The 21,181-nt window shown below is 48.8% G+C and carries 13 protein-coding genes; 9 read left to right on the top strand and 4 right to left on the bottom strand.

What is annotated here, in order from left to right:
* Positions 1 to 91 precede the first annotated feature (91 nt).
* Positions 92 to 2,992 (top strand): glycoside hydrolase family 3 N-terminal domain-containing protein, encoded by a 2,901-nt coding sequence (locus WBG78_RS18960; protein ID WP_337328041.1) that lies wholly within the window; start codon positions 92 to 94, stop codon positions 2,990 to 2,992.
* Positions 2,993 to 3,011: 19 nt separating this feature from the next.
* A complete protein-coding gene (locus WBG78_RS18955) occupies positions 3,012 to 7,001 on the top strand; it encodes an AAA family ATPase (protein ID WP_337328040.1) in 3,990 nt (1,329 codons plus the stop codon).
* A gap of 44 nt (positions 7,002 to 7,045) precedes the next feature.
* On the opposite strand, the gene WBG78_RS18950 is transcribed toward WBG78_RS18955, so the two are convergent.
* Positions 7,046 to 8,182 carry a glycosyltransferase gene (locus WBG78_RS18950; RefSeq protein WP_337328039.1) on the bottom strand — a complete coding sequence of 379 codons (1,137 nt, stop codon included), beginning with the start codon at positions 8,180 to 8,182 and terminating at the stop codon, positions 7,046 to 7,048.
* 20 nt (positions 8,183 to 8,202) lie between these two features.
* Here WBG78_RS18950 and WBG78_RS18945 point away from each other — a divergent pair, with 20 nt between their 5' ends.
* From WBG78_RS18945 to WBG78_RS18930, 4 genes are all read left to right on the top strand, one after another.
* Entirely contained in the window at positions 8,203 to 9,015 is an 813-nt protein-coding gene (locus WBG78_RS18945; RefSeq protein WP_337328038.1) for a 2,3,4,5-tetrahydropyridine-2,6-dicarboxylate N-succinyltransferase, read from the top strand.
* A 94-nt stretch (positions 9,016 to 9,109) separates the two neighbouring features.
* Positions 9,110 to 9,925 carry a DUF3108 domain-containing protein gene (locus WBG78_RS18940; RefSeq protein WP_337328037.1) on the top strand — a complete coding sequence of 272 codons (816 nt, stop codon included), beginning with the start codon at positions 9,110 to 9,112 and terminating at the stop codon, positions 9,923 to 9,925.
* Positions 9,926 to 10,200: 275 nt separating this feature from the next.
* A complete protein-coding gene (gene mscL / locus WBG78_RS18935) occupies positions 10,201 to 10,575 on the top strand; it encodes a large conductance mechanosensitive channel protein MscL (protein ID WP_337328036.1) in 375 nt (124 codons plus the stop codon).
* A 305-nt stretch (positions 10,576 to 10,880) separates the two neighbouring features.
* Entirely contained in the window at positions 10,881 to 12,989 is a 2,109-nt protein-coding gene (locus WBG78_RS18930) for a TonB-dependent receptor plug domain-containing protein (RefSeq protein ID WP_337328035.1), read from the top strand.
* A gap of 96 nt (positions 12,990 to 13,085) precedes the next feature.
* Here WBG78_RS18930 and WBG78_RS18925 read toward each other — a convergent pair whose 3' ends face one another.
* Together WBG78_RS18925 and WBG78_RS18920 are read right to left on the bottom strand one after the other, a co-directional pair.
* Positions 13,086 to 13,973 carry a 3-hydroxybutyryl-CoA dehydrogenase gene (locus WBG78_RS18925; RefSeq protein ID WP_337328034.1) on the bottom strand — a complete coding sequence of 296 codons (888 nt, stop codon included), beginning with the start codon at positions 13,971 to 13,973 and terminating at the stop codon, positions 13,086 to 13,088.
* Between the two features lie 15 nt (positions 13,974 to 13,988).
* The gene (locus WBG78_RS18920) at positions 13,989 to 14,282 is read right to left on the bottom strand and encodes a hypothetical protein (protein WP_337328033.1); all 294 of its coding nucleotides are present in this window, start codon (positions 14,280 to 14,282) and stop codon (positions 13,989 to 13,991) included.
* A gap of 149 nt (positions 14,283 to 14,431) precedes the next feature.
* Here WBG78_RS18920 and WBG78_RS18915 point away from each other — a divergent pair, with 149 nt between their 5' ends.
* From WBG78_RS18915 to WBG78_RS18905, 3 genes are all read left to right on the top strand, one after another.
* Positions 14,432 to 14,860 carry a hypothetical protein gene (locus WBG78_RS18915; RefSeq protein ID WP_337328032.1) on the top strand — a complete coding sequence of 143 codons (429 nt, stop codon included), beginning with the start codon at positions 14,432 to 14,434 and terminating at the stop codon, positions 14,858 to 14,860.
* A gap of 236 nt (positions 14,861 to 15,096) precedes the next feature.
* Entirely contained in the window at positions 15,097 to 17,004 is a 1,908-nt protein-coding gene (locus tag WBG78_RS18910; RefSeq protein WP_337328031.1) for a DNA topoisomerase IV subunit B, read from the top strand.
* A 150-nt stretch (positions 17,005 to 17,154) separates the two neighbouring features.
* Positions 17,155 to 20,181: a DNA gyrase/topoisomerase IV subunit A gene (locus WBG78_RS18905; protein ID WP_337328030.1), complete on the top strand. Its 3,027-nt coding sequence runs from the start codon at positions 17,155 to 17,157 to the stop codon at positions 20,179 to 20,181.
* Between the two features lie 167 nt (positions 20,182 to 20,348).
* Here WBG78_RS18905 and WBG78_RS18900 read toward each other — a convergent pair whose 3' ends face one another.
* Positions 20,349 to 21,014 (bottom strand): OmpA family protein, encoded by a 666-nt coding sequence (locus WBG78_RS18900; RefSeq protein WP_337328029.1) that lies wholly within the window; start codon positions 21,012 to 21,014, stop codon positions 20,349 to 20,351.
* Positions 21,015 to 21,181 lie beyond the last annotated feature (167 nt).

Below are 21,181 nucleotides of genomic sequence, written 5' to 3'. Positions count from 1 at the left end.
CCGCTTTCAGCGATCATCGTCCGGTTTTGTAACGTCATGGCTATGTGCAACTCGTACATGGAGCAATATTGTTATTGCTGCCTTGACGTGTATGATTGCCGTAAAAGCGCACGCTCAGCAAACTCATCCGCGATTCCTGGATTACATCAACCATCCTTGGGTTGACTCTGTATTCAACACACTCAGTTCTGAGGAGAAGATCGCACAACTGATCATGGTCGCGGCTTTTTCAAATAAAGATGAGAAGCACACCGCGGAGATCCTGAAGCTCGTTCGGGAACAAAAAGTCGGTGGTCTTATATTCTTTCAGGGCGGCCCCGTGCGGGAGTCAAAGCTGATCAACACTTATCAGGCAGCGTCTAAAGTGCCTTTACTCATAGCGATGGACGCAGAGTGGGGCCTGGGCATGCGACTCGATAGTACAATTTCCTTTCCGTACCAGATGACGCTGGGCGCTATTCAGAATGACAGTCTTATCTATCAGATGGGAGTGGAAGTAGCGAGACAGCTCAAAAGGGCAGGGGTGCAGGTAAACTTTGCGCCGGTGAGTGATGTGAATAACAATCCAGCCAATCCGGTAATCAATTTCCGTTCCTTTGGCGAAAACAAAAACAACGTATCACGCAAAGCCATTGCCTATATGCGCGGCATGGAGGACAACGGAATCATTTCTACCGCGAAGCATTTTCCAGGACATGGTGATACAGGAACGGATTCGCATTACGCACTACCTCAGATCACGCATAAACGCGAGAGACTTGATTCACTTGAATTATATCCGTTTCGTCAATTGATCAGTGCCGGTATAAGCGGCGTAATGGTTGCCCACCTGAACGTACCCGCGTTGGATAATTCCGGGGTGCCCTCCACTTTATCTCGTCCGATAGTGACGGAACTGCTTCGGAAAGAACTCGGGTTCAAAGGGCTGATTGTAACCGACGCAATGAATATGCGTGGAGTTACGGCCAGTAATCCACCGGGAGTCGTCGACAGAGACGCCATACTCGCAGGCAACGACATGCTGGAGTTTACCGAAGACGTGACACGCACGATAGCCGAGATCGGCAAAGCCATCAAAGAGAAGAAAATCAGTCAGCGTGATATAGACGAAAGATGCCTTAAGATGCTCGCCATCAAATACAGCGCTGGTCTCCATAGGACAAGAATGGTCGACATGCGGAACATCACACAGGACCTTAATCAATCCCGCGCGAAATTGCTCAATCGTAATCTGCTGCAGGCGGCAATCACGGTACTAAAGAACGATCATGGTGCAATACCTGTTCGCGACCTCGACAAGGTCAGCATCGCATCAATATCCTTTGGACGTAATCGTATCACGCCGTTTCAGAAATCACTGGCACGCTATACGCAGATCGATCACTTCGTAGTTCCTGGCGATGCCAGACAGGGATATCTGGATTCTCTCGCACAAAAACTGAAGAGCTACACCCAGCTCATCATGGGTATTCACGATGATCCGGGACGCCCGCACAACCGCGTTTCGTTTAATCAGCCTGTAAAAAGCTTTCTTGGAAAATTAGCTTTACAACCAAACACTATTGCAGCGGTCTTCAAGAACCCTTATACCATTGATCACCTGGACTCGATCGATCGCGCGCAAGCACTCGTCGTAACGTACCAGGACAATGCCGATGCTGAAGACCTTACCGCCCAGCTCATCTTTGGTGGAATCGGCGCCAGCGGACGACTGCCTGTGGGCATTGGCAACAAATTCCCCGCTGGCTTCGGACTTGACGTAAAGGGAGGAATACGATTCAAATACACCCTGCCTGAAGATGCAGGGATGAATTCGTCGGTATTAATGAAAGGCATCGATTCCCTCGTAAATCAGGCGTTGCTAGCCAAGGCCACTCCAGGATGCCAGGTATTTGTGGCCAGAGACAAAAAGGTGATACTGTACAAAGCATACGGTCTTCACGATTACGGCGACACGGTGCGCGTAAAGCTTGACGACCTTTATGATCTGGCATCTGTTACGAAAATATCGGCAAGCCTGCCTCCTTTGATGAAGCTGTACGACGAGGGCAAGTTCAGCATTGATGCCACACTGGGAGATTATCTTCCAAAATTCAAACACTCCAACAAAGCTGATATTCCCCTGTATGATGTCCTTACGCATCAGGCCCGCTTTAAACCATTCATTCCGTTCTGGCAAAACACGATAAAAGAGAATGGCCAGTATAAAAGATCGACGATAAGGCCGGATTCGTCCCGACGGTATCCGATCAGACTCAAGGATCATATGTATCTCAACCGGAAGTATCCCGATAAAATGGTGAAGGGCATTCGTAAGTCACCGCTGCAGGCAGAGAAGAAGTACGTCTATTCTGACTTCTTTTTCATGCTCGCGCCGCGCGTCATTGAAAGCAGGATCGACACCGACTTTCAATCTTATGTGCGTTCGAACTTCTATGCTCCCCTGGGAGCGACGTCGGTTATGTTCAAACCCTTGTCAAAATATCCCCTCAGTGCTATCGTACCAACGGAGCACGACTACTATTTCCGGCATGAACCCCTTCATGGAACAGTCCATGATGAAAATGCCATCATGATGGGCGGTGTTTCAGGTCACGCCGGACTCTTTGCAAATGCGAACGACCTTGCCAAGCTCATGCAAATGTATCTTGACGGGGGCGAGTACGGCGGCAGGCGCTATCTCAAAGAACAGACGTTGCAGGAGTGGACAAAGACCCGCTTTCCGGAAAATAATAACAGACGTGCGCTCGGCTTCGACAAGCCAAATCTTGTTTACACCGGAGAAAACAGCAACACTGCTAAGGACGCGGGCGCAGCAAGTTTTGGTCACACTGGTTTTACCGGAACGTTTGCATGGATGGATCCTGATACTGGATTACTTTACATCTTCTTATCAAACCGCGTCAATCCCACCCGCGCAAACACCAGGTTATACCAGTTGAACACACGCACCAAAATTCAGCAGGTGCTGTATGATGCGATAGAGAAATAGCAAGTAGCCGTTTGAAACTATGGCGATAGAACAAACAAAGAGCGTTAGCAGGATCAGGCAACGCGTGGTGACAACGAAAGAGGTAAGCGACCAGCTCGATTGTTTTATCAGGCAATTGGAGGATGATGCTCAGCTTTCACTGTCGTGCATACTCGTGTCGGGGTCCAGTGGATCAGGGAAGACATTGCTCGTTGAAAATTATTTGCAGCGCGTCGGGTCTACACATCCGGTCCTTATAGCCCGGCACTATCAGCGTCATCAGAACATACCCTACTTTGGCTTCAAGTATTGTATCTCCGATTATCTGAATAAGTTCTACAACAAATCCAATAAGGCTGAACTGCAGGATTTTTCCGATCGTCTGAAACGATATCTCGGAGAAAGTTTTCCTTTGCTCATCGACTACGTTCCGGAACTGTCACTGATTTTCGGAATGAAAGGCTCGTTTCCGGCTCGTTCAAATCTGACAATACAGAACCAGTTATACCCGCTCTTCCTTCGCCTGTTTGAATTTCTTTCCGACTTCTACAATCGGCCGGTTTTTCTCTTCACCGACGACTTACAATGGATTGACGCGTCTGGTATTAACCTGCTGAAATATCTGTTGCTAAACGTATCAGGCAAGAAGCTGGTTTGGATCGGCGCTTGTCGCGAGTTGCAGCACAAGACCAGTCTGCTTGCTCAACTGCTGGAAGAACTGCGCATCGAAAAGATTGGCGTAGAAAACATGGTCTTAAAGGGACTGAATCAGGACGAAGCCAGGGTTCTGCAACATCTTCTGCTCGGGCAGATACAAAAGCTGTCGCCCGAAGCTTACGATATAGTGTGCATCATGTCGTGCATGGGACGTTTCAACAAGCGCATTATTGCCGACTGGTTGTCAGGCGACGAAGTGCGCATGAGAGCGCTCCTGAATGAAGCAACCAACGCCGGCATTCTCGAAGTATATGAACAGGAAGTCCGCTTCTCCAAAATGGATGTCGGGGAACTCATCTATAATGAGCTGTCAGAGAATACAAAACTGGACCTGCATTACAGGATCGCCAACCTCTTCTACGAGCGCGGCCTGGAACAGCTGAGCAACACGGACATGATCCTCATGGCCGACAGTTTTAATGAGTCAATCGATCGTGTGAGATCGGATGACAGAATGGAAGTCGTCGCGGATGTAAACTACCAGGTGGGTAAGATCCTGCAGTCTGACAAAGCCTTCGACAGAGCACGCTATCACCTGAAGGTGAGTGCCGAACTGCTGAAGGAATGCGTATGGGAGAAAGTCGAAGACCAGGTGTCGCTGGTATACATGGAACGCGCCAGGATTGAATACTCACTGCGTGAATATGATCTTGCCGAAATTCATCTCGACTACCTGCTCGCACGTATAGCTGACCCGTTGAAGCGCTCTAAAGTGTTTGAGCTGAAGCTGACGATCAACAATCACCTGGCCCGCTATCAAAAGGCTGTATGGATCTTAAAAGAAAGTCTTGGCGAGCTTGGTCTGGTGCTGCCCATAGAGGAGCAGCATTTGCTCGAAGAAGTTAGGCGTTTAAAGGCAATCCTCTCGCTGGAAGAGACAGCGCTCCCAGGCAACGCTTCCCATCTCCCGCGTAACACTGAACATTCGGAGGCCGTACTGAGATTGTTATATGTTGGAGGGATGAGCCTGCATCACACCTCTGACGTCCTGATGACCTGGGCAGCACTGCAGATAATTCTTGGGGGCAATCATGAAAGACCTTCTGCAGTGAAGGCCATTGGTTACGTTTCCTATGGACGCATGCTCATTATTTCCGGCGACATTCAAAGGGGATATGAGTTTGGCTCAAAAGGTCCGGCACTAAACAAAGAGCTCAACGATATAACACTCAGGTGTCGCGTATTTGGAGTTTATGCATTTTACATTCAGCCGTGGATTAAAGACTTCGCTGAAAGCGATGCATTGCTTTCTGCGGCGGCGGAAGCGGGGCAAAAGTCCGGCGATCTCATCGGGCTTTATATCCTGAAGACGCACCGTCTTAATCTCCATCTCATCTCTGGATTACCACTGAAAGGACTCTCACGCTGGGATTTCGAAGAGTCGTATCCTGGAATGGAGCTCACCTATTACATTACCCATTATCAGAAGAGTCTCATCCAGTATCTGACCGGAGAAACGCCTGTGTTTTCAATCCCCAGGCAAAACCCGTCGTCTCTGGCCGGACGCCTTACAATTCAGGAGGAAAAATTCTATCGCCACTATGTTTGGGCAAAATACTATTTCCTCTTCGGACACTTCGATCTCGCCGTTAGTGCCTCCGGTGAAGCGCATGCCAACTGCAAACTGCAGGAAGGTTCGCCACTGTTGCCTGCAAACCTGATGATCTGGTTCCTTTCGGCAACGCAGAACTGGTATCGATATACTGAATCCGTGCGCCAGGACTTGCAAGTCCGCATTGCCGGGGTATTGAGTTTGTTCGCGTCATGGAAATCTTTCGCTCCATCAAACTATGAACCCGCGTGGTTGCTGATAAATGCTGAGTGGTCGCGAATACAAGGCGCGAACGATAATGCATTGCATTTATTCAGTCAGTCATTTCACTCGTCGCGATCAAACATTTATCACCGCGCCGTCACCGCCGAGCTATGGGCAAAATTCCTGCTGAGCAGAAATGTGGAGGATCCTCAGGCCCGGACTCTTCTTCATGCTTCAATCGATTCGTTTAACGAATGGAACGGTGTGGCAAAGAGCAGGCAGCTGATGCAACAGTTCGAAGCTATTCTTTTTAAGTCAAGCCGGGCTCCGCAGGTAGTTGACATCGAAACTATTCAATACGAACTGAGCGGCGACATGGAAGTTACCTCACTCGTATCAAAGCTCATGGTGTTGTTGCTGAGAACATCTGGCTCAACTCGGGTTGTCGTTGAACTGGTAGAAGAAACGGGAGAACGTGCCTTTTATGATGAGCTTTCTTTGCTTCATCAAAGCGGGCAGACAACGCTTGTGCCTGCTTCGATGATTCTCACGGCCCTTAAATCACAAAATGTCGTTGTCGTAAATGAGCTCAAAGCTGAACAGGCCTTGCGTAATATTGATGAGCTGCGAGAAAGGGGTGTTCAGTCCTTCCTGATTCTTCCGGTTACAATCAGTGGCCATCTTTCAATGGTGATTTATCTCGAAAATGTATTCAGCAACAATTGGTATTCATCCGACCGCGTCAAGTCTGTGAAAATCACGGCAAACCAGGGAGCGGTCATGATAGAGAACGCACGTATTCACCAGCACTCCGTGAAATTGAACGAAGACCTGCGCAAAGAAATGGCAGAGAAGGAGAGGTTATCTGGTGTTATTGAATTGCAAAAGGCCGCCCACGTCAGCGCATTGATGCAGGCGCAGTACAGCGAACGCAAGCGCATTGCCAGTGATCTGCATGACAGTCTCGGCTCGTTGCTGTCCAGCGTGCGACTGAGATTTAACGGACTTCAGTACGAATATTGTCAGCGGGTACCTGAGCGCGCAAAGGGATTTGAGGACAGCCTCAAGCTGCTTGATGAGGCGATCGAGGAACTTCGTCGTATATCACACAACATGGTTCCGGTTTCTCTCAGCAGATTTGGTTTGAAGTCGGCGCTGGAGACATTCGTCGCACCGGTGGTCGCGTCGGGTACCCTTGCCGTTGACCTGCAAATCCTTGGCCTGGACGTGCGCCTGTCTGAAGAACTGGAAGTTCGCATCTTTCGTATTTGCCAGGAACTGGTTCAAAACGTGATCAAGCACGCGCACGCTACGAAGATGCGCATTCAGATCATCCTTCATCGCGATTCATTGAACCTTGTCGTTGAAGACGATGGAATAGGATTGAACAAGGACGACCTTTCGCGGGGGTTCGGATTTAATACCATTCAATCAAACGTGGATGTTTTTAAGGGAGCGTTTGAGATAGAGAGTCAGCCGGGTAGGGGATGCCTTGTGATGATCGACCTGCCTCTGGATCCTTCAAGCCTCGTTAACCCCACTGGTGCTGATGCATGAGCGGATACGAAATTGCAGAAATCGACGATCGATCCTGCCTGCAGTTATCTCAACACTTGCCTGAGGGCCTGCAATAATTTGGGCACTTCGCTGTCCCAGAACACCTCTTTAGGTTCGATCAGGTAAAAGCTGTTGTTTGTCATCGCGGTGAGCAGTGCGCGCTCATCGATATTGTCGGGATCGAACACAACGGCGGCGCCATACGGCGCGCAGTAGTTTACCCATTCAGTATTGTTGACGAGCAGGACGGGCAACCGACGACCGAGGTATTCATAAAGCTTTGTCGGATAAGAAGACCAGGTTGAAACATTTCGTGGATATGATATGATGCCGAAATGAGCCGATTCTATCGCCGACAGTATTTCGCCATGCGGCACAAGTTGGTCAATACCTTCCAGCTGTATAAACGAGCAAGCAGCTGCGAGTTCTTTCAACCTGGTTCTAACGTCAGCTTTGGCGGCATAGCCGATCACCCGTAGTCTTGTATTGTCATTCACATAGTGTAATCTCCTGGCCAGTTCAATCGCCTCGAAGACGCCGGTCGAATCGGCCAGTGTGCCGGTAAACAAAAGCTTCATCCCTGTGTCATTGAAGTTCTGAGGTGTTTTCACCGGCAATGACCTGCCGAACGGTAGGGCTGTACGCACGACCTTGTTTTCCACAATGGTGAATTTGCTCCCGATGAATCGCAGTTCGCTGGCATAACTCTTTTCAGCAAGCAGGTAGTGATCAACAATGGGAGCTGAAATCCACTCAATTGAACGCACCCCCGCCGCCAGTAATGGACGCACAAAACGCGGCCACGCTGTGCCATGACGGATATTCATTGCGTAGTTTTCCTGAACATCGTACACAATTCTTGTCCGGCCGAAAATGCCAACTACCAACGCGAGGGGTAACAGTTCCGACGAACAAATGATGAGTATATCCGGACGAGCACTGAGCACGACACGTAGCACGTAATACGGTGCAAGTAGCCTCCTTATGCTCAACCGGTTAAAGCGAGGCAGCGGGCGCACTGAAATATTACCCGCTGATATTGAAGCAAATGTGGGTTGACCTGTAATGGTCACATCGTACTGGTCTGCCAGAGAAATACCAAGCTTCTCATACATCCTCGTATCGTCAACGGGTTTAAGCAGTGAAGCAAGGACTATTCTCCTTTTTTTTATTTCTTGCATACCGATTTAAATATAACGCAATGGATCTTAAACAACAGATTGAGGCTATTTGGGACAACCGTTCACTACTTGAACAATCATCGAGCAAAGACGCAATACGCAGTGTAGTTGAAATGCTTGACAAGGGGTCGCTCCGCGTAGCAGAACCTGCAGAAGGTGGATGGAAAGTAAACGAGTGGGTGAAGAAAGCAGTGATCCTTTATTTTCCAATCCAGCAAATGGAAACCATTGAAGTGGGTCCTTTTGAGTTTCATGACAAGATCAAACTGAAGAAGAACTATAAAGAACTCGGCGTTAGGGTGGTACCGCACGCGGTCGCACGATACGGAGCGTTCCTTAGCAAAGGCGTAATCATGATGCCTTCTTACGTTAACATTGGCGCTTACGTAGATGAAGGCACGATGGTTGACACATGGGCAACCGTTGGAAGTTGTGCACAAATTGGCAGGAATGTTCACCTGAGCGGTGGCGTAGGAATCGGCGGAGTTCTGGAACCTGTTCAGGCTTCTCCCGTTATAGTCGAGGACGGTGCATTTTTGGGCTCACGCTGCATTGTGGTGGAAGGAATTCGCGTCGGAAAGGAGGCAGTGCTGGGAGCTAACGTGGTACTCACAGGTAGTTCTAAAATTATTGACGTCACCGGCCCTACACCTGTCGAATATAAGGGTTACGTGCCGGAACGGTCGGTAGTTATTCCGGGAACACTTCCGAAAAAGTTTCCAGCTGGCGAATTTCATGTGCCGTGTGCCCTGATTATTGGCAAGCGCAAGGAGAGTACCGATAAAAAAACCTCCCTCAATGATGCTTTACGCGACAATAATGTGTCAGTATAATCGTCAATAGTTAAGGAAGGGGCGGTTAAACGAACGGTTGGCACATGGTTTGAATTTCGACAGGTCGGGATAGGCCTGTATTTTTTTGATTTGGATGATGAATAAAGCTTTCCTCAGCGTATTCGTGCTTTTCGTGCTCAGTGCCTTCGTGAAGGAGGACCGGACATATCCGCCGGTCAAGAACGAAAGCTTTCGACGCGGGGAAACCATCCATTTCAAGATGACCTATGGCATCTTCAATGTCGGAAAGGGAAGCGTTAACATTGATTCCCGCTATCACAAGATCAACAATCGCGATTGCTTTAAGATCGACGTCTATGGTCGCACCGTCGGCATGGTAGACTGGGTCGCCGATGTTGACGACCGCTGGGGGGCCTATATTGATACCGCCGCCCTCGTACCTCATCAGTTCTATCGGTTCATTCGGGAAGGTAAGTATCGTAAAGACGAATGGACGAATTTTGACCACGTCAATCGCAAGATCGAGGTAAAGACGCTGGATAAAAAGACCGGTAAACTCAAGGAACCCAACTACTTCGATGCGCCTGCACAAGTACGGGACATGGTGGCCGGCTTCCTCTATCTGCGGAACATGGACCTTTCCCGTATCAAGATCGGCGATACGATCTCGGTGAAAGGCTTTTTCGAAGACGAGTTCTACAACTTCAGGATTGTCTATGCAGGGAAGGAAACGATCAAGGTGAAGGCAGGAAAGGTTCGCACAATTGTGTTCAAACCCGTAATGCCAAAGAACAAGGTGTTCGATGGAGAAAACTCTGTCACTGCCTGGTTCTCAGATGATAAGAACCGTATACCAGTGAAAATCAATGCGAACATGTTCATCGGCAGCGCCGGCGTTGAGCTCACGGACTATTCCAACCTGCGCAACCCTTTGAACATTGTTAACTAACATCAGCTTTGGTGTTATCCCGCGTTTAACTTTTACATTTTACATTATTTTAAATTCAGAGTTTTACATTTTACGGTTAACGCATTGCTACCCCTCCACATCGACATGCCCCTCCACATCGACCTCTACAACGATGCAACCCCAACACTTTTAGAACTTTACTGATTCGGCCTTACACCTCCACTTGAGCCCTCTATCCGTTATCATAGCATAGCCCCCGGTTGCATGCTATTGCGCTACTCGTTACTTTTCTAAAAAAACCAAACCTCAACTATATGTTAAAGGAATTCAAAGCCTTCGCCATGCGGGGCAATGTTATCGACCTCGCTGTCGGTGTGATCATAGGCGCCGCCTTTGGGAAGATCGTTGGGTCACTAGTTGAAGATGTAATTACTCCACTTATCCTGAAGCCTGCTCTTGACTTTGCTCACCTCAGCAGGCTGGAGGAACTAACCATAATGGGCACTGTAAAGTATGGCAACTTTCTGGCTGCCGTCATTAACTTCCTGATTATCGCCTTCGTGCTCTTTCTGATTATTAAGGGCATCAACTCCATGCAAAAGAAAGAGGCGGCGGCACCGCCCGCAGCTCCTCCGGCGGATGTTGTGTTGCTTACAGAGATTCGTGATTTGCTGAAGAGCAAAGCCTGATCAGGGCAGGAGAATCTGCCAGACCTTTTCAAGCGTAGTATCGTGATCATTAATGAGCTGCCGTCCTGGCGGTTATAAACGCTTGTGCCTTTTGTAACCGATTGTACTGTGGTAAAAGCTCCCCAAGTCTGGCAGGTGTAATGTTTAGACCAAATCGGCAACGCCTGTTTTCAGTGTCTGTAGCAAATTTGTTTTGATTATTAACAAAGACCCGCGCTTAGCCCAAAAGCGCCTGTCCCTCCCCGGAGCCGGCATGATTTGCCGTTGAGAGGACAATTCATTTTTAGAACAAACCCCCATTTTTTATGAAGTTATCTATCAGGCTATCCCTGCTTGCATGTGTCCTTGTGACCACGGTAAGCTTTGGACAGGAAACCAGTGAAAAAGAAGAAGTTGACCTGTTCGCCCTCTCACTTGAAGAGCTGTTGGATATTCCCATCAATTCAGCTAGCCGTAAAGATGAGACTGTATTCGATGCCCCGCTTTCCAGCTACACAATTACCAATGCAGAAATCCAAAAGTCGGGCGCTACCAGCATCATGGAGGCACTTCGCCTGGCCCCGGGTGTGATCGTCCGCGAGGAGGCCAATGGAGTTTATGATATCCATATCCGCGGATTCGATAACATGCTGAGGACCAGTGAAACATACGCAAAGTCAAACCTTGCGACCCTCGTCATGATCGATAACCGGCCCGTTTTCAATCATAACCTTGGAGGCACTTTCTGGGAAACTCTTCCGATAGATCTGAATGACGTGGAGCGCATCGAAATTGTGCGAGGCCCGTCAGCTCCGCTGTTCGGTCCAAACGCCGTAACGGGTGTGATCAACATCATTACAAAACGCCCGACAGAAAAGACTTATGTAACGGCAAACGCTCAGTATGGCACTGCGCAAACTATGATCGCAAACGCAACGGTTGGATCGAAGGTAAGCGATAAACTGTCTTTTGCTGTTTCGGGTAACTTCCAGGAGCGCAATCGCTTTGATAAAGACTACTACAACATTGCTACAGGTCAGTTTGCGCCGATCGAATCATTTGTCGACAACTCCGATGCTCGCTTCCCTCATCCCGACCGCTCAATTAGCAGGTGGGGCGTGAACGGCTTCCTGAATGTAAAACCGTCAGATAAAGTATCACTTGATCTCTCGGTCGGTACTCAAAGCGCGCAGACTCAAAAGATCTTCCTGTCAGGTGCTACCTACTTCACAACGAACGAATCGAGCAACTACTACGCGAACCTTGCTGCTAAGATTCATGGTCTGTCAATCAGGACAAGCTACGTGAATGGTAACGATAATCTCAACATCAGCTCGCCACCGAATCAATACGACTATTCTGTGGCCGACGCTACCGCTGAGTACGAGTTCGCCATCGGCAAACACTTCACTGTAACTCCCGGATTGAGCTATCAGAACGTGCGTTTCGATGACTCTGAATATGCTGCGGATGGACCTACGTTCCTCGGAGGCAGGGACCGTGATATCACAACAACTGCCGGATACGTTCGTGCCGATGCTCACATAACGAAGAGCCTGCGCGTCATCGGAGGAATCCGCGCCGATAAGTTCTCCGTACCGGATGATCTTTACTTCGCCTATGAGCTGGCCGCGACGTACAAGCTGAATGAAAACAATATCATTCGCGCTGCGTTCACACGCTCGAACAGCGGTTCATTCATTGCGACAAACTTTATCAACCTGCAGGTACCCACTCCGTTAGGCGTTAACTACGTGCGCGCCGGAAACGAGAACATGGACCTCTTCACGGTTCAGATGGTTGAACTCGGCTATCGCGTAAAACTTACCAAAACGATGCAGCTTGATCTGGATGTTTTCCACCAGGTGGCCGACAACTTCTACGCACTGCAGTTAACAAACGTAGTGAATGTGGGTGTGTTGGTTCCTATCCGCGAGGAGTTTGCAAACATCCCGTTAAAGGGAATTCAGAATGGTGCTACTCTGGGTCTTAACATCGTGCCGAACGACAAGATCCAGTTCAAGCCATTTATCACTGTACAGAAGACCGAGTCGAAGGACATGCCTTCGTCTTACATTTCGCCTTCTCTTGATCCAACGGTTACCTACAGCGACAGCGATCACAAGAACACGCCGTCGTTCTATGGTGGATATTATCTGAACGCAAAGCTGCTTAGCAAACTGAATGTCAACATGAACGGGTACTATTACGCCGCTCATACTCAATACGACCGCGACGACAACGGAGGCACTAACCCTCAGGGCGACATAAGCGGAAAGTTTCTGGTCAACCTGAAAGCCAACTGGAGCCTTACACGCAACGTTAACCTGTTTGTAAACGCACGCAACGTTCTCAACAACCGCTCCCGTGAATTCTACGCCGCCGACAGATCGGCTGGCTTATACATGGCAGGCGTAAGCCTGAACATCAATTAAGAATTAAGAATTAAGAGTTAAGAATTAGCAGGCACGTCCTGCGGTCGTGGCCGGCAATCAGCCGAAGGCTGGCGGCTAATTCTTAACTCTTAATTCTTAATTCTTAATTCCTACCCCTTTCTTCTCTTTTGATCCTGGCGTATACCTATAAAACCCTACCCCACTTTTTATTCCGTTGTGTCCGGCCGTTACCATGTTGACGAGCAAAGGGCAGGGGGCATACTTGGGGTTGCCGAAGCCATCGTGAAGCACGCGCAGGATAGACAGGCACACGTCCAGTCCTATGAAGTCGGCCAGTTCAAGCGGTCCCATAGGATGCGCCATACCCAGTTTCATGACCTCGTCAATTTCGGCCACACCGGCTACGCCTTCATGCAACGAACAGATGGCCTCGTTGATCATCGGCATCAGAATGCGGTTTGAAATGAAGCCTGGATAATCGTTCACTTCAACGGGGGTCTTATCCAGTCTCCTGGACAGTTCGATCACGGTTGATGTCACCTCGTCGCTCGTTTTATATCCCCTGATCACCTCAACAAGTTTCATTAAAGGAACAGGGTTCATAAAGTGCATACCGATCACTTTGTCAGCGCGTTTCGTCACGGATGCTATGCGCGTTATTGAAATGGATGAAGTGTTGGATGCCAGGATTGCATGAGGGGGAACACAACCATCAATCTCCTTGAATATGTTGAGCTTAATATCGATCTGCTCACTTGCAGCTTCAACAACAAGGTCGGCATTCCTGCAGCCCTCACTGATGGATGTAGTGAGAGAAATATTGGCCAGGGCGGAGGCCTTCCGTGCCGCATCGATCGTGCCTTTGTCGACCTGCCGCGACAGGTTCTTATCGATGTTGGCCACACCTTTCTGAAGAGCAGACTCGTGAATGTCAATCAGTTTAACCGAATATCCGTAGAGAGCGAATACGTGGGCGATTCCGTTGCCCATAGTTCCAGAACCAATCACAGAAACGTGCTTCATAACGCTGGTTTACAGTTAGTAATTCTTTTCAATTCGAACTTCCTTGGCCAGGCTAACAGCATTAAAACGGATTGCCAGCCGCACGGGCTTGGCCACAGAGTCGGTTGCGCATTCGCCATGAGGTTCAAGATAATAATAGTAAAACTTTTGATTGCGCTTGGAAAGCTCCTGCTCATCCGGAATTCCAAGAGTGCTGACAATGTCTGACTCACTGAGAGCGAGAAGCTTATCCTTCTGACTCGTGAAAACATCCTTCGACGTCATCCGGGCTCCGTCGCAGGCCATATGGTCGGCTTTCCATTGAACCATGTCAACATTCGTGAATTCCGGAATTTTGGGCTGGCAACCGGCTGACAGTAAAATGGTTATAATGGAAATGGCAAATTTGTACCTAATGCTCGTCGACCGGTTGAAGTTCAAGTTTTTTTATCCTTTAATTTGCAGCCAAATCTACAAACATGGTCCTAAAGTTATTTAAGGCGGTTTGGTTTCTTTCGATGCTGGTAACGTTGGCAATCCTATTGTTCAACTATGCCGGACTCCCTGAGACCGTGGTGGTGCAGGAGGAAGGGGCCTCAGTATTTCGCGTCGGCCGCGACACTTATTTCTATACGATGACGGCTTTAATCGCGCTGGTCAATGTCATGGTCTTTCCGATCGCCAAAGTGTTTGTAACGAAGCCCGAGTTCAGAACCTGGTTTTACGGCCTCGTGATCGCCCTCAATTTCTTCTTCATCGTTTCCATGAACTTCGTCGGCTTGTTTAACAGCGGCGAAAAGTTTGACTATAATCAGATCCGGTACATTGTATACTTCAGCGTCGGCCTCTTCATTGCCTGGACAATCTCATGGCCAATTTACCTGGTTTATAAAAGATTCGCGAGCTGAATTGACTGTTTACAATTGGATGTGCTATCTGTTAACAGACAGTACTTTACGGTTAATTACTTCATGAATCTTTGTAGTTCGCCGCAGGTCGCTTTTGATTGAACTCTTTTCAAAATTCACTTTATTGACCCAAATTAGATGGACCAGCACACCTTCAGATTGGATTTTTTCGAAGGACTAACGATCGCAGTTTTTTAACGTCCCGGTCACTGTTTCATCTTTATTTCTGAAACCTTATGGCAAAAAACGAGAAGTCTCCCAACATGTTTGAGTACAATGAATCGAGCATCAGGTCACTTGACTGGCGCGAACACATAAGACTCAGACCGGGTATGTACATCGGAAAACTCGGCGACGGGTCCTCCAAAGACGACGGTATTTATGTCCTTGTAAAGGAAGTCGTGGATAACTCGATCGACGAACACATGATGGGGTACGGTAAAACCATCGACGTCAAGATCACTGAGCAGCGTGTAACCGTGCGCGACTACGGCCGCGGAATTCCCCTCGGTAAGGTCGTGGACGTTGTATCGAAGATCAATACCGGTGCTAAATACGACAGCGGAGCATTTCAAAAGTCAGTAGGTCTTAACGGCGTGGGTACCAAGGCAGTAAACGCCTTATCCAACTACTTCAAGGTGCAGGCCTTTCGCGATGGTCAGACTAAGACTGCCGAATTCAAGAAAGGAGAGTTGATCACCGACGGCAGACTTTCAAAGACCGAAGAAAAGAACGGAACGTTCGTGGAGTTCGAGCCAGACAACACAATGTTCAAGCACTATCACTTCATTCCTGAATATCTGGAGGACCTGATGTGGAACTACGCATTCCTCAATGCGGGCCTTACCATCAATTACAACGGCCAGAAATATTTCTCTAAGGATGGTCTGCTCGATCTGCTTAGACAGAAGACCAATAATGAGGAGATGCGCTATCCGATCATTCACTTCAAAGGTGAGGATATCGAGGTAGCAATAACTCACGGCAACCAGTACGGCGAGGAATACTATTCATTCGTCAATGGCCAGAACACAACACAGGGTGGAACGCACCTTGCTGCATTCCGGGAAGGTCTTGTGAAGGGTGTGCGCGACTTCTTCAAAAAGGATTTCGATGCTGCCGATATCCGTGCCAGCGTGATCGGGTCGATTGCAGTACGGGTACAGGAACCGGTCTTCGAATCCCAGACAAAAACGAAGCTTGGTTCTACCAACATGGCTCCCGAGGGCGCTTCTGTACGAAACTATGTTGGCGACTTTGTAGCACGCGAGCTGGAGATCTATCTGCATAAGAATGAGGCAACCAGAGAAGCGCTGTTAAAGCGGATACTTCAGTCCGAACGCGAGCGTAAAGAAATCGCGGGCATTAAAAAACTGGCCAACGAGCGCGCGAAGAAAGCCAACCTGCACAACAAGAAACTTCGCGATTGCACCTACCACTTCGATGAGAAGAACGAGAAGGGTGTGGACTCAATGATCTTCATTACTGAGGGTGACTCTGCCAGCGGATCCATCACAAAGTCTCGCGATGTAGACACTCAGGCCGTATTCAGCTTGCGGGGTAAACCACTGAACAGCTTTGGACTAACAAAGAAAGTGGTTTACGAGAATGAAGAATTCAACCTGTTGCAGCACGCTCTCAATATTGAAGATGGCATCGAATCACTCCGTTATAATAAGGTGATCATTGCCACCGATGCCGACGTTGATGGAATGCACATCCGGTTGTTGCTCATGACATTCTTTCTTCAGTTCTTCCCCGAGTTGGTGAAGGCTGGACACGTTTTCATCCTGGAGACGCCGCTGTTCCGTGTACGAAACAAGAAGGAGACGATTTATTGTTATACCGACGAAGAGCGAGTCGCGGCCATCAACAAGATAGGAGCGAAGGCGGAGATCACACGATTCAAAGGACTAGGAGAGATCTCGCCCGACGAGTTCGGTAATTTCATTGGCGACGATATCAGACTTCAGCCTGTATTGCTCGGCGATGGCCACCTGGCAAAGATACTTGAGTTTTACATGGGCAAGAACACCATGGATCGCCAGGAGTTTATCATCGGCAACCTCCGTATTGAGATGGATAAAGTTGAAAAGAAAGCGGCGATCGAAGCGGAGGCAGAAACTGAAGTGGAAGCCGGTTGATCACATAAGTAAGTCTGTTAATCGTAAACATTTAGAGCCGGTCAATCGAATAAACCGGTTCTTTATAGAAGGATTTTAAAAACGATAACTGTTGCCAACGATAGGTCTGCAAAAGTGTCGTATAACCAATATTGATTTTTTGAGCCAACCATGAGTAAGAAGAAAAAGTCTGACGACGAAAGCGAGGAAAACGAATTGACACAGCCCACCAATGGTAATGGTAAGTCTGAGGATGTCATTCATTCTATAGCTATCGATGGCCTTTATCAGAACTGGTTTCTGGATTATGCCTCATACGTTATCCTGGAAAGAGCGGTGCCGCGGATTGAAGACGGCTTCAAGCCGGTGCAGCGTCGTATTATGCACGCGCTCAAGGAAATGGACGACGGCCGGCTGAACAAGGTTGCCAACGTGATCGGTAATACGATGCAGTATCACCCGCACGGCGACGCATCCATAGGAGAGGCCATCGTTAACATAGGTCAGAAGGATCTTCTTTTTGACAAGCAGGGAAACTGGGGTGATGTTCGCACCGGCGATGGTGCCGCGGCGCCCCGTTATATTGAAGTGCGCCTGTCGAAGTTCGCTCTCGACATTGCTTACAACGCCCAGACTACTGAATGGCAGCTGTCATACGATGGACGCAAACGCGAACCGGTTACGCTGCCCGTAAAGTTTCCGTTACTTCTTTCTCAGGGTGTAGAAGGCATAGCCGTAGGGTTGTCAACCAAAATATTGCCCCACAACTTCTCTGAACTGATCAAAGCATCTATCGATGTTCTGAAAGGCAAGAACCCGAAGATATTCCCCGACTTCCTCACAGGTGGTATTGCCGACTTCACGGACTACAATCAGGGTTTGCGCGGTGGCAAGATCAAGGTTCGTGCTCGGATTGAGATCGTCGACAAGAAGACCCTGATTATCCGGGAGATTCCATTCAGCACGACAACGACGTCGCTGATGGAATCCATCGTGAAGGCCAGCGAGAAGGGTCAGATCAAGGTAAAGCAGGTTATCGATAAGACTGCGCAGGATATTGAGATCCAGATCCATTTGCAGCCAGGTCAGTCGCCGGAGATAGCCATGGACGCGCTCTACGCATTCACCGATTGCGAGATCAGCATCTCGCCCAACGCCTGCGTGATTGTCGATGACAAACCACAGTTCATGCCGGTGAACCAGATCCTCAAGGTCAACACGGGGCAAACAATGGAACTGCTCCGCCAGGAGCTCGAAATCAAGAAATCCGAGTTGCTGGAAAAGATCCTGTTCTCCTCCCTTGAAAAGATATTCATCGAGAAGCGTATCTATCGCGATATCGAAGAAGCCGAAAGCTGGGAGGAAGTCATCGAGACGATCGACAAGGGACTGAAGCCATATAAGAAGAAATTCTATCGCGAGATCACCCGCGATGACATCGTCCGCCTTACAGAGATCCGCATCAAGCGCATTTCTAAATACGACTCTTTCAAGGCCGATGAATTGATGCGTGATCAGGAGAAGGAGTTGAAGGAGACAGAACATCACCTCAAACATCTTACTGACTACGCCATAGCTTATTTCCAGAACCTTCTCGAGAAGTATGGAAAGGGTCGCGAGCGCCGTACGGAGATCAAAGGATTTCAGTCAGTGGCAGCAACAGATGTTATCGCTAATAACCAAAAGCTCTACGTTAACCGCGTTGATGGCTTCATCGGATACGGATTGAAGCGCGACGAGAATAACGAGTTTGTAACAGATTGCTCCGATCTCGATGATGTTATCGTCGTGAGAAAGGATGGCAAAGCGAAGGTTTCGCGCATCGCGGACAAAGTCTTCATGGGCAAAGACATCCTGTATGTCGGCATATGGAAGAAGAATGATGACCGCATGGTTTATAACGTGGTCTACACCGATGGCAAGTCGGGAAAGGGTTTCTCGAAGCGGTTCAACATGCCCGGCATGACGCGCGATAAGGAATATCCGATCGCGACCGATGATAAGAACTCACGTATCCATTATGTTTCGGGCAATCCTAATGGAGAAGCTGAGACAGTAGAGGTAACGTTGTCTCAGTCCAGCACGGCACGGAAGAAGGTATTTGAGTACGACTTCGCTGAACTGGAGGTGAAGGGCCGCGCCGCGCGGGGTAATACTATTACAAAGTATCCGATCCGAAAGGTTAAGCTGCTGCAGGCTGGTGCCTCAACCCTGAGCAAGCTGAGCCTCTGGTACGACGATGCCGCAGGCAGACTTAACCGCGAGGAGCGGGGCAAGTACCTTGGCAAGTTCGACGCCGACGACAAGCTGATTACTTTTACCCGCAACGGTAATTACAAGATCACGAACTACGACCTCTCGAACCGTTTCGATCCGGAGAAGACGTTGCTGGTACAGAAGTTTAATCCTGCACGTCCGGTATCGGCGATTTATGTCGATGGCGAGTCGAAGCTTTACATGGTGAAGCGCTTCATGATCGAAACGACGACACTCGATAAGGAATTCAATTTCATATCCGAAGCGATTGGCTCAAGATTAATACTGGCCACTACCGCCGAGTCAGCCGAGATTGAAGTGGACTTCATCTCAGGTAAGAACAAGGATAAGAAGACTGACGTCATGAATCTCGATGAGCTCATCGATGTGAAGGGATGGAAGGCAGTCGGCAATCGCCTGTCGCTTGATCGGGTTACGAAAGTAACACTGGTCTCAGACCAGGAAGAGGCCAGCGCCGGCGACGACGCTGGTGAAGATGAAGATGGCGGTGCCGGTTCCGAAGGGGATCAGGCAAAAAAAAAAGAGCAGCCGGAGCAGCACAGCAGCGAACCAACGGAGCTCTTCCAAAGCAAGCCAAGCCACCTCAGCGAGGATCAGCAAAGGCTCCTCAGGGGGCAGCCAAAAAGTCAACCCCAAAGCCAGCCCGAAAGCAGTCAGCAACCAAGGCCGGAAAGTCAGCAAGCAAGCCAGCAAACAAGACAACCGGAAAGCCAGCAGCCAAGACAGCAGGAAAACCAGCAAGCAAGACAACCGGAAAGTCAGCAGGCAAAGCACCAAAAGCACCCGGCAAGTCAGCAAGCCGAAAACCAGCAAAGCCTCTTCGGAAGTCCGGAAAAAAGTAAAGAAGAAAAAGTAGACGGCACGAAACCAAAGGACGATAAGTCGTTCGGCGTAGGCGATACAATAGAGTTTGATATCTAAACATCAAAAGCCAGGGAAACCTGGCTTTTGCATTTTTAATATACTTTGATGCCGGAGGAACTTCGATGCCTATGCAATTGATCCCGGAGGATCTCCTGTCTGTGCTTTTGCATTAGATGCCGGAGGCATCTTCTGTCTGTAGCAAAAAAAAGAAAATAAGCTTCCTTCTACGCTTTTAGAATGCGCATTTCGACACGGCGATTCATCTTGCGTGCTTCAGGCGTCATTTCGTTCTTCAGAGGCTGTGAGCCGCCGAAAGCCTTTGTCTTGATCCGGTCCTTATTGATGCCCTTGCCTACAAGGTACTTCTTAACGGATTCAACCCTGGCTTCAGATAATTCCATGTTTGCTTTCGAACTACCCTGATTGTCCGTATGGCCCTCCAGTTGTATGACCATCTTCGAGTTCTCCTTCATCATCTGTCCCACTTCATCCAGCTCGCCAAATGACTTGGGATCTATGGTGGATTTTCCCTGAGGGAAGATGAGGTTTGTCAACGTCATTGTCTGCCCCGACGGCGTCAGCGAGATGTCGCGCAAAACTCTGCGCTGCGCGTCGATATCTTTCGGATCGACGATCACTGTTCTGGGATTGTAATCCTTGGCTTCTGCTGTTATCTGATACTTAGCCGTACCGAAAATTGGAAACTGGAAAGTGCTGTCATTAAAGCGACCGCTGATGCCACCAGTAGGAATGCTGCTATATCGTATGGTGGCTTTGACACCTTTGCCTGTGCGGGCGTCTGATATTTTTCCCAGCGCGATAATATCACTTTGTGCATTGGCGGAGAAGACGCAAATGAGCGTTGAAAAAATGAGAAGGGTGTATTTCATAACAAGCAAGATAACAAAGACTATACCTTAACGCAAGAATCGACTGGTAACATGTGCTATTCGTCGACGAAAGCATGCATCCGGCGATGTTGAGTGCTACAGCCACTCATTCGCACGGGGAAAGAGTGGACATAAAAAAAGACGCGATGCATCGGCATCGCGTCCTC

The sequence above is a fragment of the Chryseolinea sp. T2 genome, from assembly GCF_037203685.1.
In the GTDB taxonomy this organism is placed as follows: Bacteria; Bacteroidota; Bacteroidia; order Cytophagales; family Cyclobacteriaceae; genus Chryseolinea.
This window is presented reverse-complemented; position numbering and strand designations above follow the sequence as displayed.